The organism is Solirhodobacter olei (genome assembly GCF_004010155.1).
GTDB lineage: Bacteria > Pseudomonadota > Alphaproteobacteria > Rhodobacterales > Rhodobacteraceae > Solirhodobacter > Solirhodobacter olei.
The window spans coordinates 1-24,588 of the sequence record NZ_RRYH01000027.1 but is presented as its reverse complement, the minus strand read 5'-3'; the positions used below and the strand labels follow the sequence as shown (position 1 = coordinate 24,588).

Annotated in this window: 20 protein-coding genes and 1 pseudogene; 4 read left to right on the top strand and 17 right to left on the bottom strand. The window is 68.0% G+C overall.

What is annotated here, in order from left to right:
- Nucleotide 1: 1 nt before the first annotated feature.
- From murC to EIP85_RS17080, 3 genes are read right to left on the bottom strand one after another with little or no spacing between them, the layout of a single operon-like run.
- A complete protein-coding gene (gene murC / locus EIP85_RS17090; protein ID WP_127903430.1) occupies nt 2–1,441 on the bottom strand; it encodes a UDP-N-acetylmuramate--L-alanine ligase in 1,440 nt (479 codons plus the stop codon).
- Nucleotides 1,438–2,556, bottom strand: coding sequence for a UDP-N-acetylglucosamine--N-acetylmuramyl-(pentapeptide) pyrophosphoryl-undecaprenol N-acetylglucosamine transferase (locus EIP85_RS17085; protein WP_127903429.1), 1,119 nt, complete (start codon nt 2,554–2,556; stop codon nt 1,438–1,440). Before EIP85_RS17085 ends, murC begins: the two co-directional genes overlap by 4 nt.
- The gene (locus EIP85_RS17080) at nt 2,556–3,719 is read right to left on the bottom strand and encodes an FtsW/RodA/SpoVE family cell cycle protein (RefSeq protein ID WP_127903428.1); all 1,164 of its coding nucleotides are present in this window, start codon (nt 3,717–3,719) and stop codon (nt 2,556–2,558) included. The genes EIP85_RS17085 and EIP85_RS17080 overlap by 1 nt, the downstream gene beginning before the upstream one ends.
- Before the next feature lie 408 nt (nt 3,720–4,127).
- Here EIP85_RS17080 and EIP85_RS17075 point away from each other — a divergent pair, with 408 nt between their 5' ends.
- On the top strand, nt 4,128–5,192 hold the full coding sequence (locus tag EIP85_RS17075) for an aspartate-semialdehyde dehydrogenase (protein ID WP_127903427.1): 1,065 nt from the start codon (nt 4,128–4,130) through the stop codon (nt 5,190–5,192).
- Nucleotides 5,193–5,204: 12 nt separating this feature from the next.
- On the opposite strand, the gene EIP85_RS17070 is transcribed toward EIP85_RS17075, so the two are convergent.
- Entirely contained in the window at nt 5,205–5,675 is a 471-nt protein-coding gene (locus EIP85_RS17070; protein ID WP_127903426.1) for a GFA family protein, read from the bottom strand.
- A 445-nt stretch (nt 5,676–6,120) separates the two neighbouring features.
- Here EIP85_RS17070 and EIP85_RS17065 point away from each other — a divergent pair.
- Nucleotides 6,121–6,888 (top strand): annotated as a pseudogene (locus tag EIP85_RS17065) (IS5 family transposase).
- A gap of 187 nt (nt 6,889–7,075) precedes the next feature.
- Here EIP85_RS17065 and EIP85_RS17060 read toward each other — a convergent pair.
- Nucleotides 7,076–7,942 (bottom strand): outer membrane protein assembly factor BamB family protein, encoded by an 867-nt coding sequence (locus EIP85_RS17060; protein ID WP_127903425.1) that lies wholly within the window; start codon nt 7,940–7,942, stop codon nt 7,076–7,078.
- Between the two features lie 805 nt (nt 7,943–8,747).
- Between EIP85_RS17060 and EIP85_RS17055 the strand changes: the two genes are divergently transcribed.
- The gene (locus EIP85_RS17055) at nt 8,748–10,607 is read left to right on the top strand and encodes a hypothetical protein (protein ID WP_127903424.1); all 1,860 of its coding nucleotides are present in this window, start codon (nt 8,748–8,750) and stop codon (nt 10,605–10,607) included.
- A 378-nt stretch (nt 10,608–10,985) separates the two neighbouring features.
- Here the strand turns inward: EIP85_RS17055 and EIP85_RS23055 are convergent, their stop codons facing one another.
- From EIP85_RS23055 to EIP85_RS16995, 12 genes are all read right to left on the bottom strand, one after another.
- Entirely contained in the window at nt 10,986–11,222 is a 237-nt protein-coding gene (locus EIP85_RS23055) for a hypothetical protein (RefSeq protein WP_206615565.1), read from the bottom strand.
- A 354-nt stretch (nt 11,223–11,576) separates the two neighbouring features.
- A complete protein-coding gene (gene murD, locus EIP85_RS17045; protein ID WP_127903423.1) occupies nt 11,577–12,980 on the bottom strand; it encodes a UDP-N-acetylmuramoyl-L-alanine--D-glutamate ligase in 1,404 nt (467 codons plus the stop codon).
- 68 nt (nt 12,981–13,048) lie between these two features.
- Nucleotides 13,049–13,462, bottom strand: coding sequence for a GFA family protein (locus EIP85_RS17040; RefSeq protein ID WP_127903422.1), 414 nt, complete (start codon nt 13,460–13,462; stop codon nt 13,049–13,051).
- A 71-nt stretch (nt 13,463–13,533) separates the two neighbouring features.
- Complete coding sequence (locus EIP85_RS17035; RefSeq protein ID WP_127903421.1) at nt 13,534–14,070, bottom strand: AAA family ATPase; 537 nt, start codon at nt 14,068–14,070, stop codon at nt 13,534–13,536.
- Between the two features lie 254 nt (nt 14,071–14,324).
- Complete coding sequence (gene mraY / locus EIP85_RS17030) at nt 14,325–15,407, bottom strand: phospho-N-acetylmuramoyl-pentapeptide-transferase (protein WP_127903420.1); 1,083 nt, start codon at nt 15,405–15,407, stop codon at nt 14,325–14,327.
- Nucleotides 15,408–16,871, bottom strand: a complete 1,464-nt coding sequence (locus EIP85_RS17025) for a UDP-N-acetylmuramoyl-tripeptide--D-alanyl-D-alanine ligase (protein WP_127903419.1) — start codon at nt 16,869–16,871, stop codon at nt 15,408–15,410. It abuts the gene before it with no gap.
- Nucleotides 16,868–18,337 (bottom strand): UDP-N-acetylmuramoyl-L-alanyl-D-glutamate--2,6-diaminopimelate ligase, encoded by a 1,470-nt coding sequence (locus tag EIP85_RS17020; protein WP_127903418.1) that lies wholly within the window; start codon nt 18,335–18,337, stop codon nt 16,868–16,870. Before EIP85_RS17020 ends, EIP85_RS17025 begins: the two co-directional genes overlap by 4 nt.
- Nucleotides 18,338–18,393: 56 nt before the next feature.
- A complete protein-coding gene (locus EIP85_RS17015; RefSeq protein WP_127903417.1) occupies nt 18,394–20,175 on the bottom strand; it encodes a peptidoglycan D,D-transpeptidase FtsI family protein in 1,782 nt (593 codons plus the stop codon).
- Entirely contained in the window at nt 20,172–20,543 is a 372-nt protein-coding gene (gene ftsL, locus EIP85_RS17010) for a cell division protein FtsL (protein WP_127903416.1), read from the bottom strand. Before ftsL ends, EIP85_RS17015 begins: the two co-directional genes overlap by 4 nt.
- Entirely contained in the window at nt 20,543–21,544 is a 1,002-nt protein-coding gene (gene rsmH / locus EIP85_RS17005) for a 16S rRNA (cytosine(1402)-N(4))-methyltransferase RsmH (RefSeq protein ID WP_127903415.1), read from the bottom strand. The genes ftsL and rsmH overlap by 1 nt, the downstream gene beginning before the upstream one ends.
- Complete coding sequence (locus EIP85_RS17000) at nt 21,544–22,056, bottom strand: division/cell wall cluster transcriptional repressor MraZ (RefSeq protein ID WP_241560077.1); 513 nt, start codon at nt 22,054–22,056, stop codon at nt 21,544–21,546. Before EIP85_RS17000 ends, rsmH begins: the two co-directional genes overlap by 1 nt.
- Before the next feature lie 593 nt (nt 22,057–22,649).
- Nucleotides 22,650–23,756 carry an Mrp/NBP35 family ATP-binding protein gene (locus tag EIP85_RS16995; RefSeq protein ID WP_127903413.1) on the bottom strand — a complete coding sequence of 369 codons (1,107 nt, stop codon included), beginning with the start codon at nt 23,754–23,756 and terminating at the stop codon, nt 22,650–22,652.
- 256 nt (nt 23,757–24,012) lie between these two features.
- On the opposite strand from EIP85_RS16995, the gene EIP85_RS16990 reads away from it, so the two are divergent.
- The gene (locus EIP85_RS16990; RefSeq protein ID WP_127903475.1) at nt 24,013–24,234 is read left to right on the top strand and encodes a DUF1127 domain-containing protein; all 222 of its coding nucleotides are present in this window, start codon (nt 24,013–24,015) and stop codon (nt 24,232–24,234) included.
- The last annotated feature ends 354 nt before the right edge of the window (nt 24,235–24,588 follow it).

Below are 24,588 nucleotides of genomic sequence, written 5' to 3'. Positions count from 1 at the left end.
CTCAGCCCCCAGCCTTGAGCCGGGCCGGAAGGGCATTGGCCCAGGTCGATATCGTCCCCGCGCCGAGGCAGACGACGATATCCCCCGGGCGGGCCTGCTCGCGCACGAGCCGCACGAGGTCGTCCTCGTCGAGGATGGCGCGGGCATGGCGATGGCCATGCGCGATCAGGCCGGCGACGAGGTCATCGCGCGTGGCACCCGGGATCGGATCCTCGCCGGCGGGATAGACCTCGGCGATGGCGACGACATCGGCCTCGTTGAAGCAGGTGCAGAAGTCCTCGAAGAGCGAATGCAGCCGCGTGAAACGGTGCGGCTGGTGGACCGCGATCACGCGGGCGCCGGGCCGGTCGGAAACGGCCTGGCGCGCCGCCTTCAGCACGGCGGCGATCTCCACCGGGTGGTGGCCGTAGTCGTCGATGATGGTGACGCCATCGACCTCGCCCACCTTGGTGAAGCGGCGGTTGACCCCGGCGAAACCGGCCAGCGCCGCGCGGATCTCCTCCTTCTTCATGCCGAGGTGGCGGGCCACCGCGATCGCGCCAAGCGCGTTCGAGACGTTGTGCGTCCCCGGCATCGGCAGGGTGCAGCCCTCGATCATCGAAGGGGTACCCTCGTCGTCGGTCTCGCCGCTCAGCACCACGTCGAAATGGGCCGAGCCGCCCTCGAAGCGCAGGTTGATCCCGCGCACGTCGGCCTGGGCGTTGAAGCCGAAGGTGGCGATGCGGCGGTCGGTCACCCGGCCGACCAGCGCCTGCACCTCCGGATGGTCGGTGCAGCAGACCGCCAGCCCGTAGAACGGGATGTTGGAGACGAAATCGGTGAACCCCTGGCGCAGCCGGTCGAAATCGCCCCAGTGCTCCATATGCTCCGGGTCGATGTTGGTGACGACCGCGATCGTCGCCGGCAGGCGGTTGAAGGAGCCGTCGCTCTCGTCGGCCTCCACCACCATCCATTCGCCCGCACCCGCCCGGACGTTCGAGCCATAGGCATGGATGATCCCGCCGTTGATCACGGTCGGATCGAAGCCGCCCTTGTCCAGAAGCGTCGCCACCATCGTCGTGGTCGTGGTCTTGCCGTGGGTGCCCGCGATGGCGATGTTCGACTTCAGCCGCATCAGTTCCGCCAGCATCTCGGCCCGGCGGACGACGGGAAGCTGGCGGCGGCGCGCCTCCTCCAGCTCCGGGTTGCCGCGCTTGATGGCGGAGGAGATGACGACAACGGCCGCCTCGCCGATGTTGTCGGCCCGCTGACCCTCGAAGACCGTCGCGCCCAGCGACTGCAGCCGCTCGGTGATCCTGGAGGCCTTCGCGTCCGAGCCCTGCACGGCATAGCCGAGCGTCATCAGCACCTCGGCGATACCCGACATGCCGATCCCGCCGATCCCTACGAAATGGATCGGACCGAGTTCGCCGGGCAGCTTGGTGGCGGCACTTGCATTCATAAGTCTACAGCGTCTTTCTTCGCGATCTGCTCGACCATTCTGACGAGCCTGTCTGTTGCATCCGGGAGGCCCTGCGCGAGCGCGTTGGCGGCCATCTGCTGGGCGCCGTCGGGGCTTCCGAGGATCGTGGCGATCTGGTCCGAAAGGCTGGCGGCGTCAAGCCTCGATTCCGGGATCAGGATTGCCGCGCCGGCCTCGGCAAGGCCGCGGGCATTGGCGGTCTGGTGGTCTCCGGTGGCGGCGGCGAAGGGGACGAGGATCGACGGCCGCCCGATCACCGAGATATCGGCGACAGAGGAGGCGCCGGAGCGCGAGATCACCAGCTGCGCCTCCGAAAGCCTGCGGGGAATGTCGGAAAAGAAGCTCGCCACCTCGGCGCGCACGCCCGCCTCGGCGTAGGCCTGGGTCACCCGGGCGATATCCTCCTCGCGTGCCTGCTGGGCCACGCGGATGTTGCGGCGAAGCGCGTCCGGCAGGGTCGCGACGGCGGCGGGCACCACGTCGGAAAGTACCCGCGCGCCCTGGCTGCCGCCGAAGACCAGAAGGCTCATCGGGTAGTCGCCCGGGGCAATGTAGGCCGATCCCGCCCGCTCCAGCACCGCGGCGCGCACCGGGTTGCCGGTATGCTCGGCGCGCACCCCGTCGGGCAGGCGGGTGGGCCAGGTGCCGCAGGCGACCGCGTCGACGCGCGGCGCGAAACGGGTGTTGACCCGGCCGAGGACGCCGTTCTGCTCATGGATCATCCGCGGCAGCTTCAGGATCGTCGCAGCTGTCAGCGCCGGGATCGTCGGATAGCCGCCGAAGCCCACCACCACCGCCGGCCGGTCCCGCCAGAAGCCCAAGAGCGCGGCCAGAACCCCCGCCCCGATCCGAACCGGCACCATGGCGCGGGCCAGTGCGCCGCCGCGCGCGAAGGTGGCGGAAGCCACCTCGGCCACCTCCACCACATGCGGAAAGCCCCCGGCATAGCGCGCGCCGCGGGCATCGGTCGACAGCTTCACGCGCCAGCCCTTGCGCACCATCGCCTCGGCCAGCGCCTGGGCCGGGAACATATGCCCGCCGGTGCCGCCGGCCGCGATCAGCAGCAGCGGGGCCCGGGCCGTTTCGCGTGCCATCACCGGCCCCGCTTGAAAACCTGGCCCAGGTCGCCCTGCGGCCGGGTCCGGGTCAGCGCCAGCAGCATCCCCATGGTGATCCCCGCGGCGATGATCGAGGAGCCCCCGTAGCTGATGAAGGGCAGCGTCATCCCCTTGGCGGGCATGAGCCGCACCGCGACGGAGACGTTGACCAGCGCCTGCACCCCGAAGATGCAGGCAAGCCCCGTTCCGGCGATCCGGGTGAAGGGATCGCGCTCGCGCATCAGCCGCGTCAGCGAGCGCACCACGATCGTGGTGTAGAGCGACAGCACGAAGAGCACCATCAGCGTGCCGTATTCCTCCGCGGCGACCGCGATGATGAAATCGGTATGCGCGTCGGGCAGCTGCCATTTCACCTGGCCCTGGCCGACGCCGACGCCCCAGAAGCCACCCTCCTGGATCGCGTTGATCGCGTAGCCGACCTGCGTGCGCGGGTTGAGGTCGGCCGACATGAAGCTGTCGATCCGCTTCGCGAAGTGGGTGGAATAGTCATAGGCGATCACGCCGCCGCCGCTGACGAGGCCGGCCACGCCGACCAGGATCAGGGTCGGCGCCCCGGCGACGAAATACATCACACCCCAGGCGAAGATCACCAGCGCCGACTGGCCGAAATCCGGCTCCATCGCAAGGAAACCCACGACGACCACGGTGACCGCGAACGAGGCGGTCTTGCCCGGCGGTCCGTTGATCTCCTGGCTCGCGGCCATCAGCCAGGCGCAGAGGATGACATAGGCGGGCTTGACGAATTCCGAGGGCTGGACGGAGGCGAAGCCCAGCGAATACCAGCGCACCGCGCCCTTGCCGAAATCCGACCCGAAGACCGGCAGGAATGCGAGCGCCACGAAGGCGAAGAGGAAGCCGAGGACGCCGAAGCGGCGCACCTGATCCGGCGTCAGAAGCGAGCAGAAGAACATCGCCACCATGCCGACGAGGCCGAAGACGGCCTGGCGCTCGACATAATGGAAGGGCGGGAAGCCGTTCCGCGTGGCCAGCGGCACCGAGGCGGCGAGGCCGAGAAGCAGCCCCAGCCCGAACAGCAGAAGCACGCAGGCCACGGTCCATTTGTCGACCGTACGCCACCAGCGGGGAAGCACCGGGTCGCCCGCCTTCACGCGGACGGTGCCATAGACCATCTCTGTCATCTGACCGCTCTGCCTCTGCTCGCCCGGTTTTCCGGGTCTCGGGCGGCAGTCTAGCCGAGACAGCCCCGCAACGCTAGGGGTGAGGCGCGCCCTCGCTTGCCACCCCGCCGGGTACGCGGCCCCCCGCGCGGGACGCCGCCGGGTGTTACCCGCCGCCCCGCGTGGCCCTTCTGCCGCATGCCCCGGCGGGCCGCACAATTTCCGTTGACGCCGCGCCCCGCCGCCGCTACGCCGCCCGCATGACCCTGACCGTAACGAAAAAATGCACGACCAAGACCACCGCTCCGGCGGGGGCCCTGGCTTGCATGCGGTGACGGTCACGGCATAGCACCAGAAGGCCCCCCCGGGAGGGAGGGGCCGCCACGCGCCAGGTGCCCGCTCTCTCGCCCAACCCAAGAGAGAGCAACCATGCACGACACGCTTCACCTGATCGACCGCCCCATCGCCGGCGCCCGCCTGCCGATGGGTCCGCTTTCCGTCGCCATCGTCGGCGCCACCGGTGCCGTCGGCATCGAGCTGATCCGCTGTCTGGAAGACCGCGGCTTCCCGGTGGGCGAGCTGCGCCTGCTCGCCTCGCCCCGCTCTGCCGGGCGCCGCCTGCCGTTCCGCGGCGGCGAGGTGGAGGTGAAGCCCCTCGGCCCCTACAGCTTCGACGGGATCGACGTGGCGCTGTTCTCCGCCGGGGCTACGATCTCGCGCCAATACGCGCCCGAGGCAGTCAGCGCCGGGGCCATCGTGATCGACAATTCCTCGGCCTTCCGGATGGATCCGGAGGTGCCGCTGGTCGTGCCCGAGGTCAACGGCGCAGCGCTCGGCGCCCATCGCGGCGTGATCGCCAACCCGAACTGCGTTGCCGCGATCCTGACGGTGGCGCTTGCCGCGCTGAACCGCGCCCATCCGATCCGCCGGATCCAGGCCGCGACCTACCAGGCCGCTTCCGGCGCCGGGGCCGCGGCGATGGAGGAGCTGCGCGCCTCGACCGCCGCCGCGCTCGCGGGCGAGGCCTATGCGCCGAAGGTGCTGCCCCATCCCTATGCCTTCAACATCTTCAGCCACAACGCCGCGGTGAACCCCGAGACCGGCTATAACGGCGAGGAGGAGAAGGTCGTGGCCGAGACCCGCCGCATCTTCGATGCCCCCGCGCTGCCGATCGGCATCACCTGCATCCGCGTGCCGATCCTGCGCGCCCATGCCATCGCCGCCTCGGTGGAGTTCGACAGCCCGGTCGAGGTGGAGCACGCTCGCGCGCTTCTGTCCGCCGCGCCGGGCGTTCGGCTGGTCGACGACCGCGACGCCAACCTCTTCCCCATGCCCTCCGAGGCGACTGGGGCGGAAGAGGTGCTCGTCGGGCGCCTGCGCACGGATATCTCCGATCCCTCGGGCCGCACGCTCGCGCTTTTCATCGCGGGCGACCAGCTTCTGAAGGGCGCGGCGCTGAACGCGGTGCAGATCGCCGAGGCGCTCCGGACCTGAGCCCCGCCCCCCTCAGCCCGGCCCGTCCGCCATCAGCGCGGCGCGCCGGGCGAGGCTTTCCGGCGGCCAGATCTCCGAGCGGCGATAGAACGCCTCGTAGACCCGCGCGCCCGCCGGGATCTGCACCCAAGGCAGTCGGGTCGCGGTGAAGATATGCACATCCGGCGGACAGGCCGCCGGATCCTCCAGCGTGCCGACGCGGACAAAGGCGATCCTGCGCCCGGAGCCGGCATAATGGCTCCAGAGCGCGACATGGCAGGACGGGCAGCGCAGGATGATCTGGCCCTTGCCGCTGGCCGAGGGGGTGACGATCTCCTCCGGCGCGCCGGCGAGCAGGTCCACCCTGTCCGTCTCGATCATCGCGTTCAGCGCGAAGGCAGAGCCGGTCTCGCGCTGACACCAGGTGCAATGGCAGCAATGGGTGAAGAGCGGCCGGTCCGTCAGCCGGTAGCGGACCGCGCCGCAGGTGCAATGGCCGTGCATCGGGACCTCCGTTTCGCCCGAGCTTGCCGATGGGCACGGAACGGGTCAAGCGCCGGGGCGCTGCCCCGGACCCAGCCATCATTTGCGTGTCACCGATGAAGCGACGCGCAAGGCAGCCTCGCTGACCCGCTGCCGAAAGCAAAGTGCCGAGATCCCATCGGGTCTCGGCACCCAGGCCGTCTGCAGCGATGTCGCCCGGTCGGAGCCTGACCTCTCGGATTAGGCTTGCCAGGTGATCGTGGGCCCGGTCGACAAAGGCGGGCTGGCCCAGAAGCTCCTCCAGTCGCCGAAGCGCCTCGGCGTAGGCCGCCTCCGGATCAGGCGGCGGGGCCGCCGCTGCTGCCTGGGCGGCCTCCGCCTCGGCGGTCTTCTGGCCGAGTTTGGCTCTGATGCACAAACCCCTATGGGGATTCATCTCGTGAATCCAGCATGATAGATGGACGGCATGAGCAGACCCACACCCCCTACCTACAAGACCAGGACCTGGCGTGCCTACAATGAAGCGATCAGGCGCCGGTGCCCGACTTCAGCACGCTGTCTCGCCGTCAGAAGACCTTGGCCGTTAACATCCCGTATCGCGGCTCCAAGAGGCCCCTGCATCGGCTGGTCGACATCGAGCCGGTAAGCGCCACCGGTGCGAGCAAACCGGCGAGGGGCATCAAGGTCGAGGGCGAAGGCGCGTGGAATGCGCGTAAGCGTGGCGGCCCAAACGGCGGGTCTGGCGCAAAATCCACCTCGGGATCGACGAACAAACGCTGGAGATCCGAGCCGTCGAGTTCACCAGCAGTGGCATCGGCGATGCCCCCATGCTGCCGGAATTGATCGATCAGATCCCACCCGAACAGGAGATCAGTAGCGTCACGGCAGATGGCGCCTATGACACGCGTAAGTGCCAGGATGCCATTGCGGATCGAGGCGCCGCCGCCGTCATCCCACCCCGCAAGAGTGCAAAACACGGAAGCCAACCACCGCCGGGGCGTTCGCACGAAACAAAGCCTTGCGGGCGTCTAAATATCTCGGTTGGGCGCTTCGGTGAAATTGGAGTGGCTATCACCGCCGAAGCCGCGTCGAAACGAAGATGCACTGGGTGAAACTGTTGGAGCAGCGCCTCATGGCGCGGGAGTTCGACCGTCAAGTCGCTCAACTCCAGATCCGCATAGCCGTCCTGAATGGCTACACCGCGCTCGGCATACTTGTCACTGAGGTCGTATGATAAGTCTGACCGGGGATAGGGGAACCTCGCCTAACAGCCGAAATGCGCAACAGAGTCTGGGCTCGAGGGTAATCCTTCGCCGGACCCGACCCGCTGGGCAGCTGAGCGCCCCGATTCCAGCCGTTCAGGCCCTTCGGTGAGCCCCCAAGAAGCGGGCATTCAAGGAAGTCGGCACCGACCGCGGCTTCTATCTCGTGCGTCCGGGCATTCCCGATGGGATGATGTCAAACCCGTCTGGTTCCCGGAGGTATCCGTGTCGGCTCCCTCCGACCCCGGTCACGCCATATTGCCAGAGGACACGACCCGTCTTCCGGTCGATGACAATGACACGATCGTTCAGATCGTCCGTCGCCATGATATTGCCGTCCGGTAACTGCTCTGCGAGCGAAGGGTGGTTCAACGCCCTACCAGTGACCGTCCGGTCGCGCCAGATTACCCGACCATGCTTACTGATGATGATGATCTTTCCAGGATTGGTGTAGCCGGCAATGACGTAGTTGCCATTCTTGGTTGGCTGGGGGTCAGACGGATAGCGGATTGGAAGCTTGAGTGACCATCTTGGTTTCCAGTCCGGTCCCAGTTCAGTAAGCACGTTGTTCTGGATCTCACTTACGAGCATATCTCCATTGGAAAGCGGTGTGTCGCCGTTCGGTGAGCGAAGCGTTCCTTTTGCGTTCGAGCAGTTGCCGGTCTCTCCTGCTTGTCGAATGATCCTCTTGTCAGGCGAAATTTCGATGATCCGACAGTTGCGTATATCGGCGACGATCACGTTCCCGCCTGGCATCTGGTAGGCGTCGTCGGGGAAGTACATCTCCTCCCCGGTCGACCCGGGATAGCCCAGCCGTCCGTACTGCCAAACCGGCTTGTGCGATGCTATGTCGACCTTTTCCAGGAATTGTGAATGCTCGAGGTTCACAATGACCTGTTTGCCATGATCGGTGAAGAACGCGTCATCCGCACCCACCTTTGTTCCATGGAAGCGATATTTCCATAGGATCTTCTTTTGCGGATTGACGATCAGCAGCCTGTCGTTCCCTTCATCGGCGATTAACACGTCATAATTTCCGAGAGCCGCCGTGTCTCGCGGAGTTGCCGCTGCTACGGGGCCCATTCTTGCCTGCAGTACCCGGTTCAAAGACGGCAAGTGATCACCCGCGGCTCGGGCCAGTTCAGCGGCCACATGAGGGAACTTTGAGCCGGCGACTTGCGGGGGCACGTTGGGTTGGCCGGTCACTACGGCTGGTGCCATCGAGCCAGACGTAGAAGCTTCGTTTCTGGGAATCTTGACGGCAGAGGGACCCTTTCGCAAAGGCACCGAAGCACTTGGTTGGCCTGTGCCTACCAAAACGGTACGGAGCACAAGCACCGCGATAGCGAAACTCAGCGACAGAACGAAACCCGTCCGCAGATTGACCCGCAAAATCATCTCCTGAGGTTATCCGGAACGATGCAGCGCCGAAGTCGCGACACCTGAAATGTAGTTTCCTCAGACTGACACCAGCCCCACGGCGCAGCTGCCGGAGCAGATATCGCGTCTGACCTGCGCACCGTACAATTGGCTGCAGAACGCCCCCTGGTCTTCCGTTCAGGATCAATATTCGGCAACAAAGCTGTCGTTCGTTGGGACCCAGTCCAAGGCTCTGGATGCAGTCCGAACCCGTCAAAAGCCTATTGCCAGGTCAGGACTTCCCCGCAAAAACAGAGCGGTCGGACGCCGGACTTCTCTGCTGGCCCTACCTAGGTGACGGTTGCGAAGGAGGTTTGTTCGAATTGACCCCCGTCAACCTATCGTCAGCGTGCCGGCCCTAGGTTGAGGCAGGGGTCGGGGCCCCGCGGAAAGGCAATCGAGCGAAGGCGCAATGAATGAACCGGTGACCTGCGGCGGAGGGCAACGCCCGATCATGCCGATGGCGGTCCCTGTGACATTGCGCTTCCGAAGCAAAAGGTGGCGTAAGGCGTTGCGTTCTGGATTTAGGCACCTGTTCCACCTGCACCGAAAAGCGTCCGGCCTCGCCGTTGGTCTGTTCCTTGCGGTCATCTCTATCGCCTTCGCGGCCGCGGCGCAGAGCCAGACCGATCTCGCACGTCAGCGCTCTGAGTACGACGCCAATCAACCGAAGACGATCATGGCGTTGCAGCCGCTGCGCAGCGTCAGTACGGCCCAACTCACCAGCGGAACCGCGGTTCGGCTCATCTCGCTCAATCCCGGGGTCAACGCCTGGTTCGTGCTTCAGACAGGCACGAAAGAGGGTGGTGACCTGAAGACCTACCACATCGAGAACCCCGACCCGCGAGGCCAGACCCTCACGCTCGGTGCCAGTGGCGGGCTGCAGCTCGCCAGCGCGGCAGGGCCGATGGACTGTGATCTCTTCTCAGGTTCGCCGCCCGCGATTGCCTCGGCCGAGGCAAGCGGACTGTCCTATGCCCCTATTTGCGGGGGGCGGCTCTATCTGCGCATGGCCTTCCACGACACCAGCGCCGATCGCGATCGCAGCGCTGCGTTTCTGCAGGATCACGTCTGGCACGACACCACGCTCGCAGAGTTCGACAGCCGGAAGTTCTACGACAGCGGCGCGGCGCAGGGGTTGGCCCCCACCGCCAGTCCAGCCGTCGGTCCGGCTACCGGTCCGGGAGCGGCCCAGCTCGACCCGACGAGGCCCCGGCCCGTCGTCACGGCGAACCTGGGGCTCGGTCTCCTGAGCGCTCCACGGGAACGCATGGGCCTCGGCCTCTGGTATCCCGTCGCTGGAATCGACGGTGTCTTCGCCAGCGTCCTGCGGCCGGATGCGATCGATCCGGCCATCCTGCATGGACCGGGCCGGACCAATCCGCTCGATGCCGTCGAGGCACAGGCACCTGTCTATCTCATCTCTTTCGATCTTTCCCGCTTCGAGCTTGGCTATGCGCTCGGCAACCGACATCCCCGCGTGGGCTGGTCGCCTCGTCCGCGTCCATCGGTGCGCACGCCCGGACTGCCGGGCCCGGATGGCATCGACAGCTCAAACCCTCTGGTGCGCCTCGGCATGATCAGCCCGGCGCTCACTAACCGGGCCGTCGCCGTCTTCACCGGCGGGTACAAGCGGCTCCAGGGCGCCTTCAAGTTCGGACCATTCTCGACAGTGAACGAAGGAACCCATTACGGGTTCCTGCAGGACGGCACAATTTTCAGCAAGCTCCACACGGGCCTTGTCACGCTCTACGGCCTGACCGACGGGACCATCGGGATGAAGACCTGGGACAAGGCCGACAACGCCCTCCTGCCGCAGCTAGTCTTTGCCCGGCAGAATGGCGTCGCGCTCATCGAGCCCGATGCCTCGGGCAAGGGCATCCCGGGCCCGTACGTAGCCCAGTGGGGCCCCGGCAACTGGTCTGGTTCGGCAAAGGGCCACCTGAGGACGGAGCGGGGCGGGGCCTGTCTGCGGGATGCCAATGGCACCACCTACCTGATCTACGCGCTCTTCTCGTCCGCGACGCCCTCGGCCATGGCCCGGACATTCGAGGCCTATGGCTGTCGCACTGCCATGCTTCTCGACATGAACGCGCCGGTGTTCACCTACCTCGCACTTTACGTCCACGATGGCGGCACGATCGAGGTCGAGCACCTCGTTCCGTCAATGGCCGAATCCGATAAATCTGACAGCAATGGCCGGGCGCTTCCGCGGTTTCTTTCCTTTCCAGACGAAAGAGATTTCTTCTACCTTCTCCGGAAGCAACGCTGAACGGACTGGCACTTGGCACATGTCCCGCCAGCGATCAGCCTCGCCAAGCCAGCGACGGATGGCGTTCTGCAATCGGAGGTCAGCAGTCGCCGCGTGTCGAGCGTTTGCCGAAGCGCCCGCTCGGCAGGCTGCAGTCAGTGTCAGGGCGATGTCGCCGGGAGCATATCCATCCGCGCGAGGGCCGCGAGACCGGGTCGGCCTTGCGGCGCGGGGTCTGCCGCCGGCGCTCGGCGTGGCGTTCTGCGGCCATATCGGCTTCGGCGAAGATGCGGGCGCGGACCCCGTTCCGGCGGTCGAGCTCTTCGCCGGTGAGCCGGCCCAGGACCGGAGCGCCGCGGTCGCCGAGGCACGCGCTTCGGGGCGTGTCACCTTGACCTCCTAGCCGAGGTTGGCCCGGCTGTCGGATGTGGTGCCATAGGCCCGCGTCGCGTAGCGCGCGCCAAGGTAGCCGGTGACGTCTAGCACCACGCAGGGCCGGGCTTTGGGTCGGAAGTCGCCGCCGCGTCCGTCGGGCGGACTGGGGAACCGAAAGGCGACGATATCGCCCCAGGTGAGCGCCTGCCGCCAGTCGGCAGCATCGGCATCATCAATCGTGGCCCGGGTAACATCAAGCATCGGGAGGACCCCAGTGGGGTTGGATGACGCCCCGCCTGTCGGTTCCGCTTCGGCGAGACCCGATCCGGCGGCGCCGGCATTGCCGCTGCTATTTTTTGGGGAGAGCGTCGAGAGAGGGAGACGGGACCGTGGCCCCGGTGGGGCCGCGTACACTCGTTGCGCAGGTCTGGTCCGCTCGAAGCCGTTCCCGTATTGAACAGGGTGCGGAGTGGCTCATTCCAAGAGGGATAAGGTAACCGACGGCTGGGTCGGGCCCCGGACTCCCGGGATATTTACGGACAGAAGAACGAGAGCGGCGGCCCCTTTGCGTCCCCGGCCATCCCCGCCAGAGGCGGCGGGCAGGGTCTCGGCCGGTCAACCGCCGATCAGCGCCGCCACGCGGGCGGTGAAATCCTCGCCGCGTTTCTCGAAATTCGGATACTGGTCGAAGCTCGCCGCAGCCGGCGCGAGGAGCACCACCTCCCCCGGCTGCGCCTCCTCGGCGGCGCGGGCCACGGCGCACTCCATCGTCTCGCAGATCTCATGCGGCGTCTCGCCGATCTGCAGGGCGAAGTCGCGGGCCGAATGGCCGATCAGATAGGCCTTCACCACCGGCTGAAGATAGGGCGCCAGCGCCGCGATCCCGCCGTCCTTGCCAAGCCCCCCCGCGATCCAGCGGATCCTGGGGAAGGCCTGCAACGCCTTGGCCGCGCTGTCGACATTGGTGGCCTTGGAATCGTTGACGAAGCGCACGCCGCCCCGCTCGCCCACCAGCTGGCTGCGATGCGGCAGGCCCTCGAAGCTGGCCAGCGCCTGTTCCACCAGCTTCGGCGCCAGCCCCAGCGGCCGCACCGCCGCATAGGCCGCGCAGGCGTTCTGGTGATTGTGCGCCCCCGGCAGCCCCGCAATCTCGCGCAGGTCGATCGAGGCCACCTGCCGCCCGTGGCGGTATTCCGAGAGGAACCCCTTGCGCGCGAAGACCGACCAGCCCAGCCCGTCAAGCTTCTGGCCAGAGGAGATCCGGATCACCCGCTCGTCCTCCGGCGCCTCGGCCATCTGGTTGGCAAGGAACCGCCCCTCGACCTCGTCGACCCCGATTACCGCGCGATCCGGCCCGCCCTCGGCGAAAAGCCTCCGCTTGGCGGCGAAATACCCCCCCGGCCCGCCGTGGCGGTCAAGGTGGTCGGGCGAGAGATTGGTGAAGACGGCGATATCCGGGGTCAGCGCGCGGGCAAGCTCTGTCTGGTAGGACGACAGCTCCAGCACCACCACCTCGCCATCCGCAGCGGGTTCGAGGTCGAGGACGCCGCGGCCGATATTGCCCGCCATCTGCGTCGGCCGGCCCGCGACCTGAAGGATATGGTGGATCAGCGCCGTCGTGGTCGATTTGCCGTTCGATCCGGTGACGGCGATGACCTTGGGCATCACGTCGAACCGGTCCCAGTCTGCCGTCGCGAAGGAGCGGAAGAAAAGGCCGATGTCATTGTCGACCGGCACGCCCTCCTCCAGCGCGCGGGCGATGACGCGGTGCGGCTCGGGGTAGAGATGCGGAATGCCGGGGCTCGCGATCAGGGCCGCCACCCCTTCGAGCGCGCGGGCGCGGGTGAGGTCGGTCACCGCGACGCCCGCGGCTTCGGCCTTCTCGCGCGCCTCGGGGCTGTCGTCCCAGGCCAGCACCTCGGCGCCCCCGGCCACGAGCGCGCGCACGGTGGCCAGCCCCGAGCGGCCCAGCCCCAGAACGGCGACCCTGCGCCCATCGTAACCGCGAACCGGAATCATGGCTCATCCCCTGCCCTTGCCCGGCCCGACAATGCCCCGCCGGGCCGGGGCTCCGCAAGGCGCCGCCGTCAGCCGAGCAGCGGATTGCCGGGAAGCTTGGGCAGGCCGTCCTCCATCAGGTGCCAGGGCGGGGCGGAGGCGGTCCAGATATGCGCCTGCCGCTGGAAGGCGGCAGGGTCGTCAAGGCTGCCGGCCTTGACCGAGACGAAGTCCGGATGCGCGCTGTTGCCGGCGAAAAGCGGCGTGCCGCAGTCGGGGCAGAAGCTGCGCCAGACCCCGCTGCCGCTGTCTGCCCGGCTCTCGTAGCGCTTCGGCGCGCCCTCGATGGCCAGCGCCGCGGCCGGCACCGCGATCACATTAGCCTCCGCCCCGCCCGAGACATATTGGCAGTCGCGGCAATGGCAGGCGAGCGCGGCAAGGGGCGCAGCAGAGATCCGATAGCGGATCCCGCCGCAAAGGCATCTCCCGGTCGTCTCGGTCATCGCGTGTCTCCTCCTGCCCGGCACAGTCGGGCCGTACCCTGCCCGCCCCGCTCCGGCGGGGCAAGCCCGGCTCATCCGAGGATCGCGGCCTCGACGAAATCGGCACGGGCGGCGGGGCCGGTCCTGGGGAGCAGCAGCGTCCGGTAACCCTCCGCGGGCCAGGCGCGTTCCAGGTCGGCATATTCGGCGAGGGCGGCGTCGAGCGAATGCCGCAGCTCCGCGTCCGGCGCGAAGAGCTCCGGCCAGGGCGGGGCAAGGAAGACCGGCTCGGCATAGGGCAGCCCGGCAGCCTGGGCGGTGAGCGCCTCCGGCACCGCGATCCCCTCCCGCCGCATCGCCGCCAGCGCGTCGAGGCTCGCGCGGTCGAAGAAGACCGGGCCCGGACGCCCCTCCGCCTCGGCGCGATACGCGAGCGCCCGTTCGAGCGTCAGCCACAGGAAGCGGCCCAGATCCTCCCACGGCAGGCCGCTCCCGCCCGCCGCCATCTCCTCGCGCACGATCTCGCGCCCCGGTTCGGGGAAGGTGGGATGGCCGCGCCGCGCAAGCTCCGCCAGAAGCGTGGACTTGCCGCCGCCCGAGCAGCCGGACAGGACGTAGAAACGGGACATCAAACGGCTCCTTTTCGGCGGCAGAGGGCAGCGCCCGACCGCGGGTGGGCGCTCGTCACGCCCCCTGCCTGTCCGTTTATGGTGAAGCTCCCCGGAACGCCCGAGCCGCCCCTGAAGGTGAAGAAGCGCCCGCCCCGGGGGCGGTCGGGCGCTGCCCGGCGGTGCTGCGCACCGCATATCGGGCGGGGCTGCGCCCCCTCAATCTCACGCCGTAGGGTGCGCATTCATTGCGCACCTCGCCGCGAGCCTCCGCCTCAGCGCAGCTTCAGCGTCGCCAGCCCAATCAGCGCCAGCACCAGCGAGATGATCCAGAACCGGATCACGATCTGCGGTTCGGCCCAGCCCTTCTTCTCGAAATGGTGGTGGATCGGCGCCATCAGGAACACCCGCTTGCCCGTCCGCTTGAAATAGGCGACCTGGATGATGACCGAAAGCGCCTCGACCACGAACAGCCCGCCGACGATGGCCAGCACGATCTCGTGCTTGATCGCCACCGCGATCATCCCAAGCGCGCCGCCGAGCGCCAGCGAGCCGGTATCGCCCATGAAGACGGCCGCGGGCGGCGCATTATACCACAGGAACCCCAGCCCCCCGCCAATCAGCGCCGAGACGAAGACCAGAAGCTCGCCGGTGCCGGGAACGAAATGCAGGTCCAGGTAGCCGGCGTAATTGAAGTTGCCCACGAAGTAGGCGATCACGCCCAGCGTCCCGGCGGCGATCATCACCGGCATGATCGCCAGCCCGTCGAGCCCGTCCGTCAGGTTCACCGCATTGGCGGCGCCCACGATCACGATCATGGCGAAGGGGATGAAGAAAAATCCCAGGTGAATCAGCGCGTTCTTGAAGAAGGGCAGCGCCAGCGTATTGGTCAGACCGGCCGGCTGGGCCTGCGCGGCGATGAAGCTCGCCACCGCCGCCAGAACGAGGCCAAGCAGGAACCGCACCCGGCTGGAGACGCCCTTGGTGTTCTGCTTGGTCACCTTCTTCCAGTCGTCGGCGAAACCGATCGCGCCGAAGCCGAGGGTGACGAAGAGCGTCAGCCAGACGAAGACATTGTCGAGCCGCGCCCAGAGGAGCGTCGAGAAGCAGAGCGCGCCGAGGATCAGCATGCCCCCCATCGTCGGCGTTCCGGCCTTGGCGAAATGGGTCTGCGGCCCGTCATCGCGGATCGGCTGGCCCTTCTTCTGCCTAACGCGGAGGAAGTTGATCAGCGGCGGCCCGAAGAGGAAACCGAAGATCAGTGCGGTGAAGAAGGCGCCACCGGCGCGGAAGGTGATGTAGCGGAAGAGGTTCAGAATGCCCCCGCCATGTGCGAATTCGCTAAGCCAGTAAAGCATTCAGATCGTCCTCCGGGAGAGCGGCTGTGCCGCTTGCGCCAATTTGCGCAGGGCGTCAACCACGAGGCTGACCTTCGAGCCTTTCGACCCCTTCACCAGTACGACATCGCCGGCGTCGACCAGGTGGCGCGCCTCGGCCGCCATCTCGGCCGCGGTCTCGAACCACAGCCCGCGTTGCCGCCGCGGCAAGGCGAGCCAGAGCGATTTCATCCGCGGCCCGACGCAATGGACCTGCGCGATCTTGGCCATCGCGGGATGATCGGCGATGGCACGGTGCAGCGAAAGCTCCGTCGGGCCCAGCTCCAGCATGTCGCCGAGAATGGCGACCCGGCGGCCTTCCGAGACACGGCCCACCCCGTCGATCGGCTCCGCCGCACCCAGCACCTCCAGCGCTGCCGTCATCGAGGTCGGGCTGGCGTTGAACGCGTCGTCGATCAGGTCGAAGGCCAGGTCCTCGTGCAGGATGTCGAGCGCGATCCGTTCCCGCGCGCCGCGCCCTTGCGGCGGCTGCCAGCGCCCGAGATCGGTGGCCGCCAGTGCCGGATCGAGGCCCAGCGCCTCCGCCACCGCCAGGACGCCGAGCGCGTTCATCGCGAAATGCCGTCCCGGGCTGTGTACCTTGAAAAGGACGGGGCGCACGCCCCCCGTCCCCTGCGCCACCTCGGCCTGCACCACGGTCGTCTCGCGTGTCACCTGCACGTCGCGCATCCGGAACCGCGCCCCCTCGGCCTGCCCGAAAAGGACGACCTTCGCCCCCTGCGCCTCCGCCGCCGCGGTCAGGATCGGGGTGACCGGCAGATCGGCGTTCAGCACCGCGACGCCCCCCGGTTCCAGCCCGGTCACGATCGACGCCTTTTCGCGCGCGATCCCCTCGACCGAGGCGAAGGCCTCCAGGTGGACGGCCGCGACATTGGTGATCATCGCGACGTGCGGCCGGGCGAGCCGGGCGAGCGGTGCGATCTCGCCGGGATGGTTCATCCCGATCTCGATCACCGCGAAATCCACATCCGCCGGCATCCGCGCCAGCGTCAGCGGCACGCCCCAGTGGTTGTTGTAGGAGGCCTCGGCGACATGCGTCCGCCCCTGCCCCGACAGGACATCGCGCAGCATCTCCTTGGTGGAGGTCTTGCCGACCGACCCCGTCACCGCCACCACCCGCGCCGATGTCCGCGCCCGGCCCGCCGCGCCGAGCGCGGCAAGACCCTCCAGCACGTCCGGCACGATCAGCAGCGGCGCATCCTCGCCAAGCCCCTCGGGCACGCGCGAGACGAGCGCCGCGGCGGCCCCCTTCTCCAGCGCCTGGGCCACGAAATCATGCCCGTCCCGCGCCGCCGTGAGGGCGACGAACAGGTCGCCTTCCTCCAGCGTCCGCGTGTCGATCGAGACACCGAAGGCGCGGAAGGGCCGCGTCGCGCGCCCGCCGGTCGCGGCGACCGCATCCTCGGAGGACCAGAGCGCGGTCACACCGGCCTCCCGTCGAGCGCGGCGACGGCGAGGCTCGCCTGCTCCACGTCGTCGAAGGGATAGACGATGCCGGCCACGGTCTGGCCGCTCTCATGCCCCTTGCCGGCGATCAGCAGCGCGTCGCCGGGGCCAAGCTCGGCCACGCCGCGAAGGATCGCCTCGGCCCGGTCGCCGACCTCGGTGGCGCCCGGGCAGGCGGCGAGGATCGCTGCGCGGATCTCGGCGGGATCCTCCGAGCGCGGGTTGTCATCGGTCACGATCAGCACATCTGCATGCGCCGCGGCGGCGGCCCCCATCAGCGGCCGCTTGGTCCGGTCCCGGTCGCCGCCCGCGCCGAAGACCACGACAAGCCGGCCCATCACATGCGGGCGCAGCGCCTTCAGCGCCGTCTCGACCGCGTCGGGGGTATGGGCGTAGTCGACGAAGACCGCCGCGCCGTTCTCCCGCGTCGCGGCCAGCTGCATCCGGCCGCGCACGGTGGAAAGCTTGTCGAGCACCCCGAAGACGTCGTTCGGCGGCTCTCCGGTGGCGATGGCCAGCCCCGCGGCAACCAGCACGTTCTCCGCCTGGAAGCCGCCGATGAGGTTCAGCCGCACCTGCACCGACCGGCCCATCCAGGTGAAGCGCAGGTCCTGGCCGGTGGCGTCGAAACGCTGCGCGAGGATGCGCAGGTCGCAGCCCTCGCCGCGGCCGACGCTCAGCAGGTCCTGCCCGCGCTCGCGCGCGATCTCTGCGATCTCGGCGGCCTTCGGATCGGCCATGTTCACCACGACCGTTCCATCCTCGGGCAGAACGCGCGTGAAGAGGCCGGCCTTGGCCTCGAAATAGGCCTCGAAGCTCTTGTGATAGTCCAGGTGGTCCTGGGTGAAGTTGGTAAAGGCCGCCGCCATCAGCCGCACCCCGTCCAGCCGGTGCTGGTCGAGCCCGTGGCTCGACGCCTCCATCGCCGCATGGGTCACGCCCTCCGCCTCCGCCGCCGCAAGCGCGCGGTGAAGGGTGATCGGATCGGGCGTGGTGTGATGCAGCGGCGCTTCCCAGGCGCCCTCGATCCCGGTGGTGCCGAGGTTGATCGCCGGCTCGCCCAGCGCCATCCAGATCTGCCGGGTAAAGGTGGCGACAGAGGTCTTTCCGTTGGTGCCGGTGACGGCGACCATCACTTCGGGCTGCGCCCCGAACCAGAGAGCCGCGGCACGCGCCAGCGCAGCGCGCGGCTCCTCCACCACGACCAGCGCGGCGGGAGAGCCCGCCAGCGCCCCGGCTGCGATCCTTGCGCCCTCGGGATCGGTCAGCACCGCCCCGGCGCCGGCCTCCAGCACCTGCGGGATGAACTGCGCGCCGTGAACGGCGCTGCCGGGAAGAGCCGCGAAAAGCATCCCCGGCTCCACCGCGCGGCTGTCAACGGCAAGCCCCGTCACCGCCGCATCGCGCCCGCCCCGCGCCGCGAGGCCCAGCGCCGAAAGGCTCATCCGTTTCGCTCTGCCTGCCGTTCTGTCCGCCTGTCCCAAGCCCGCGCCACCCTGTCTCAGTTGCGCGCGAGTGTTATCGCATTCTGGTCGGCGGGTTCAATCGTGGGCCTGAGCCCAAGGAGCGGCGCGACGCGCCGGATGATCTCGCCCCCCACCGGCACGGCGGTATAGCCCGCCGTCCGGCGCGGCACCGGGCCGGAGGTGTCGGTCGGCTCGTCAAGCATTGTCACCAGCACGTATTTCGGATCGCTGGCCGGGAAGATGGACGCGAAGGTGGAGATCACCTTGTCGTGGTAATAGCCGCCCTGCGGGTCGGGCTTGTCGGCCGTGCCGGTCTTGCCGCCGACGTCATAGCCCTTCACCCGGCCATATTCCGCCGTCCCGGAGGTCACGACGTAGCGCAGCAGGCTGCGCAGCTCGGCCGAGGTCTTCTCGCTGACGACTCGCGGCCCGATGCGGGGATGGGCGGTCTCGATCAGCGTCGGATAGACCCGCATGCCGCCGTTGACGAGCGAGGCATAGCCCGTGGCCAGCATCAGCGGCGAGACCGAGATGCCGTGGCCATAGGCGATGGTCGTAGTCGACACGTCGGTCCATTTCTTCGGATAGATCGGCTGCACGCCCGCGGCCGCGGTCAGCTCCACCGGCGCGGGGTCGAGCAGGCCCAGCGACTGCAGGAACGGCTTCTGCTTGTCGCCGCCGAACATCATCGCGATCCGCGCCGCCCCAATGTTGGAGCTTTCGCGGATCACGTCGGCAACCGAAAGCTTGGATCCGTAGTTGTGGAAGTCGTGGATCAGGAAGCCGCCGATGCGGAACGGCTTGGTGTCGATCATGGTCTTCGGCGTGACGAGGCCGAGGTTCAGCGCCTCGCCCACGTCGAAGATCTTGAAGACCGATCCCAGCTCGTAAAGCCCCTGCACCGCGCGGTTGAACAGCGGGCTGTCGCCCGGCTTGACCTTCGGATTGTAGACCGGCCGGTTGTTCGGATCGAAGTCCGGCAGCGAGGTCATGGCGACGATGCGGCCGGTCTTGGCCTCCATCAGCACGGCTGCCGCGCCCTTGGCGTTCATCAGGTGCATGCCCGCGTCCAGCACTTCCCGCATCGCCGCCTGGGCGCGCAGGTCGATCGTCAGCCGCAGCGGACGGCCGGCATTGGCGGGATCGCGCAGCCAGCCGTCATACTGCTTCTCGATCCCGGCAACGCCGACGATCTCGGCCGAATCGACGCCTTCGCGGCCGAAGGTGGCCCCGCCCAGGATATGCGCCGCAAGGTGGCCGTTCGGGTAAAGCCGCATCTCGCGCGGGCCGAACAGAAGGCCGGGGTCGCCGATGTCGTGAACCTCCTGCATCTCCTCGGGCGAGAGGGTGCGCTTGATCCAGACGAAGGTGCGGTCGCCGGTGAAATCCTTCACCAGCCGGGCCTGGTCGAGATCGGGGAAGATCTTCACCAGGGCCTTGGCGACATGGATCGGGTCGATCATGTCCTGCGGCTGGGCATAAAGCGAATAGGTGGCCAGGTTGGTGGCCAGGATCCGACCGTCGCGGTCGACGATATCGGCGCGGTCGGTGGGGATCGTCGGCCCGGTGTTGGAGGCGAGCTGCGGCTCGCTCGGCTGAGCCACGGCGATCAGCCCCATCCGCGCGCCGACGGCGGAGAAGGCGCAGAAGAAGAAGAGCCCCAGCATCAGCAGCCGCCCCTCCGCCTGGTCGCGGGAGCGGTCGCGCATCTCCTCGTGCCGGAGGCGGATGTTCTCGCGCTCGATCGCGTCCGGGTTCTCGCCGGCGGCACGCGCCTGAAGGATGCGCGCCAGCGGGCGCAGCGGGGTGCGGATCACTTCTTGCCTCCGCTCTTGCTCTTGCCGGACGCAGAGGTCTGCACCGGCTGGGTGACAGTCATGCCCCCGTCCGAGGGCGCGCTTGCCGGCATCGACACCTGCGCGATCGTGCCGAACTGCTCCGGCGTCATCGGCAGCAGATGCAGCTTGTCGAAATTCAGCAGCGCCAGCTCCCTCAGCCGCGAGGGCCGGTTCTCATAGGCCCATTCCGCCCGCTGCATGGCGAGGTTCTCGCGCAGCTGGCCGATCTCGCGCTGCAGCTTGGCCACCTCCTTGATCGACTTCTGCGTGGCGTAGTTCTGCCGGTAGGCCCAGAAGGCGAGGCCCATGACGACAAGCGCCGAAAGGACATAGAAAACGGGGCGCATCAGGAACGTCCTTTCAGGTCGATCTGCGGCAGGCCGAGGGTGGTGCGGTCGGCGTGGCCGGCGGGCACCTCGGTGCGCTCCGCCGCGCGCAGAAGCGCCGAACGGGCGCGGGGGTTGGCGGCAGTCTCCTCGGCATCGGGGCCGATGGCGTTGCGGTTCAGAAGCCGGAACGGCGCGGCCACGGGCGGCGGCTCCGGCGCGTAGCGGTTGACGTGGACGGGCTTGCCGCCGCGCGCCTGGAAGAACCGCTTCACGATCCGGTCCTCCAGCGAATGGAAGGTGACGACCGCGACGCGCCCGCCGGGCTTCAGCGCGCGTTCCGCCGCTTCCAGCCCATCGACCAGCGCGCCGAACTCGTCGTTCACCGCGATGCGGAGCGCCTGGAAGCTGCGGGTCGCGGGGTGGCTCTGCCCCGGCTTCGGCCGCGGCAGACAGGAGGAGACGAGCTCGGCCAGCTGCGCCGTGGTCACGATCGGCGCCACCTTGCGTGCCGCCACGACCGCCCGCGCGATCCGGCGCGAGGCGCGTTCCTCGCCGTACTGGTAAAGGATGTCGGCGATCTCCGCCTCCGGCGCGAGATTGACGATATCGGCGGCCGTCGGCCCTTCCTGGCTCATCCGCATGTCCAGCGGACCGTCGCGCAGGAAGGAAAACCCCCGCTCCGCCCGGTCAAGCTGCATCGAGGAAACGCCGAGATCGAGGACAACCCCGTCGAGAGGCTCGCCCGCGAGGCTGTCGAGATCCGCGAAATTGCCCTGCACCAGCCGCACCCGGTCGCCGTATTCGGCCGCCCAGCCCGACGCAAGTTCCAGCGCCAGCGGATCGCGGTCGATGCCGATGACCTGGTCGGCCCCGGCCTCCAGCAGGCCGCGGGTATATCCGCCCGCGCCCAGCGTGCCGTCCGCCCAGATCCCGCGGATCGGGGCGACCACCTCCAGAAGCTTGCCGAGCAGGACCGGAACATGGGGGGCCGGGGCGGTATTCTGCGCCGCGGCCGCCATCACGCGCTCCCGCCTTCAGCCTCGAAAAGGGATTGCGGATCGAAGTCCTCGCCCTGCGCCTCGAGGAAGGCCTCGGTCTGGGCGCCGCGGATGCGGGCGTAGGTCTCGGGGCTCCAGATCTCGAAACGGTTGCCGTAGCCGACGAACTTGGCGTCCTCGCCCAGGCCCATCTTCTCGCGCCAGGCGGCGGGCAGGACGATGCGGCCATTGTCGTCGATCTGCATGTCCTGGACATTGGCAAGATAGAGGTATTCCAGCGTTTTGCGCGCCGGGGAGCCGCGCTTCAGCGCCTCCATGTCGGCATGGACGCCTGCCAGCGATTCGACGGAGAAGCCCTCGAGAAACCCCTTGCCCGCAAGCCCGTAGCCCACGGAGAAGACGGCCCGGTCCTTCGAGGTCTTGTCCTTCGGATCGAAATCGGGATCGGCGGCCTCGATGATCCGCCGAAAGGGAGCTGGGATGGAAACCCGGCCTTTCGGGTCCACCTTCAGGTCATAGGAGCCCTTGAACATGCGCGCCACGCGCCCGCACTCCTTACCGCCCTCAGCCCATCCCAGGCCCGGAACGGAAAACGGCGGTCGGGCTGCTGCCACTGCCCGATCCGCCGCCCTCGTCCCATCTCTGGGTCTGCCCGGCTACGCGCGCCACCTGGGGGGATGTCTGCTCGCCCACGCGCCGGATCTCTCACTTCGATGTGGGGGGGCTGTAGAAACCTGCCTCGGTCTTTGTTCGGGGTCTTGATGCCCCTCAACTGCCCGCCTCATCTGCAAACAGTGATGCCATGGTTTCTCATGCCTAGCAATGGGTTTTTATACCACCAGCTACCATTTCCCACTTCATCCGCGCATGCGGCGCAGGGGTTCGCAGCCCTTGAGGGCGACCCCTTGGGGGTAGCTCGGTGCCAACCACAAGATGTAGCAAGAACTCCCGAACGCCGGCCGGGTGGGATAAAATCCCGGCCCGGCGCCAAAACTGCGCACCCCGCCGGCAGGCGGGGCAAAGTGGGGGCAAATTCCATGGAAATCGCGCCGGTTCGGCCGCTCAGCGGGGCCTTCTGGCACCAAAGTGATTCGTTCCGGGGCCGCGGGACCGGCCCCGGTGGGGCTTATCCCATGCCGCCGGCGACCAGCCGGGCGGCGAGCCGGGCATAGGCCTCGGCGATCGGCCCCTCGCCCGCGGCGATCGGCGTGCCGCTGTCGCCGGCAACGCGCACGTCGAGGCTGAGGGGGATCTCGCCCAGAAGCGGCACGCCCAGCTTCCTCGCCTCCTCCGCCACGCCGCCATGGCCGAAGATATGCTCCTCGTGCCCGCAGTTCGGGCAGATATAGGTCGACATGTTCTCGATCAGCCCCAGGACCGGGACCTTCATCGTCTGGAACATGTTGATCGCCTTGCGCGCATCCAGAAGCGCCACGTCCTGCGGGGTGGAGACGACGATGGCGCCGGTCACCTGCGTCCGCTGGCCGAGGGTCAGCTGCACGTCCCCCGTGCCCGGCGGCAGGTCGATGATCAGCACGTCGAGCCGGCCCCAGTTCACCTGGGTCAGAAGCTGCTGCAGCGCGCCCATCAGCATCGGGCCGCGCCAGATCACCGCCTGGTCCTCCTTCAGCAGCAGGCCCAGCGACATCATCGTCACGCCATGCGCCGAAGGCGGCTGGATGGTCTTGCCGTCCGGCGCGTCCGGGCGCGCCGTCACGCCCATCATGCGCGGCTGCGACGGCCCGTAGATATCGGCATCGAGCAGCCCCACGCGCCGCCCCTGACGCGCCAGCGCCACGGCGAGGTTGGAGGCGACCGTGGACTTGCCCACGCCACCCTTGCCCGAGGCGATCGCGATGATGCGGTCCACGCCCGAAACCTTCTGTGGCCCGCCCTGCTGCGGCGTCGGATGGCCGCCGATCTTGAGCTGCGGCGGTGCCTTGGCCTGCGGCGCGCCTGCGCCCGCCGCCCCCGCGCCATGCGCCGTCAGGATCACCGCGGCCTTCGCCACCCCCGGCATCCGCCGCACGACCTCCTCGGCCGCATTGGCGATCGGCTCCAGCCGCCGCGCGGCCTCCGGATCGGGCGCCTCGACGACGAATCGAACGGATTGCGCCCCCGGGTCGCCCTCGATCGTCAGCGCCCGTACCATGTCGCTGGTGACGAGATCGCCGCCGCCCGGCAGGCTGATCCGCCTGAGCGTGTCCAGAACCGCCTCGCGCGTAACCGACATAAGAGAGACTCCGCTTGGTTTTCGCCCCTTACCTCGCGCCGATCGGCGCCAAGGGCAAGGGGCGGCTTTTCCAAACGGTCAAAGCTTGTGCAAACGCCCGTCAAACGCCGCAAAAATAGGTCAGCACGGGTTATGCATTTGCCGCATGGCAGCATTGACCAATTGGTCCATTGTGCAACTGCAGCATGGGCGTATGTTAGCGACAACGGCAAGCGAAACGAACCGCTTCAAACACGAGACAAACGAGGCAACGAACATGGCACATGCAAACGTCAGCAACGTCCGCGGCGCCGGCTTCGGCCTGAAGGATGCGATCGCCGCCCTGGTGCGCAGCTTCAACGAAGGCGCCGCCCGGCGTCGGATCTACAAGCGGACGGTCGCCGAGCTTTCGGCCCTGACCGATCGCGACCTGACCGATCTGGGCATTCACCGGATGCAAATCCGCCGTATCGCGCTCGACGCGGCCAACGGCAAGTAAGTTTCAGTTAGGAAGGCCCTCTCCTCCTCCCTGGGCCCTCCTTATCTGGCGGCGACATCCTCCTCCTCCCTGATGTCGCCGCCCCTTCTCTTCGGGGTACAGAGCACCTATGTGCCCCTCAACAGATCGCGAAAGGCCCCTCCTCCTCCCTGGGCCGATCGTGAAAAAGGCGGCACGCCCCTCCTCCTCCCTGGGTGGGCCGCCAGCTACTCGGGGCGCAAAACGCCCCACCGGAACGTGCGGCCCCTCCTCCTCCCTGGGCCAAGCGTAACCTGCGGCGGCGCCCCTCCTCCTCCCTGGGTGCCGCCGCACCTTATTCGGGGCGAAAGCCCCACCGGAACGTGCGGCCCCTCC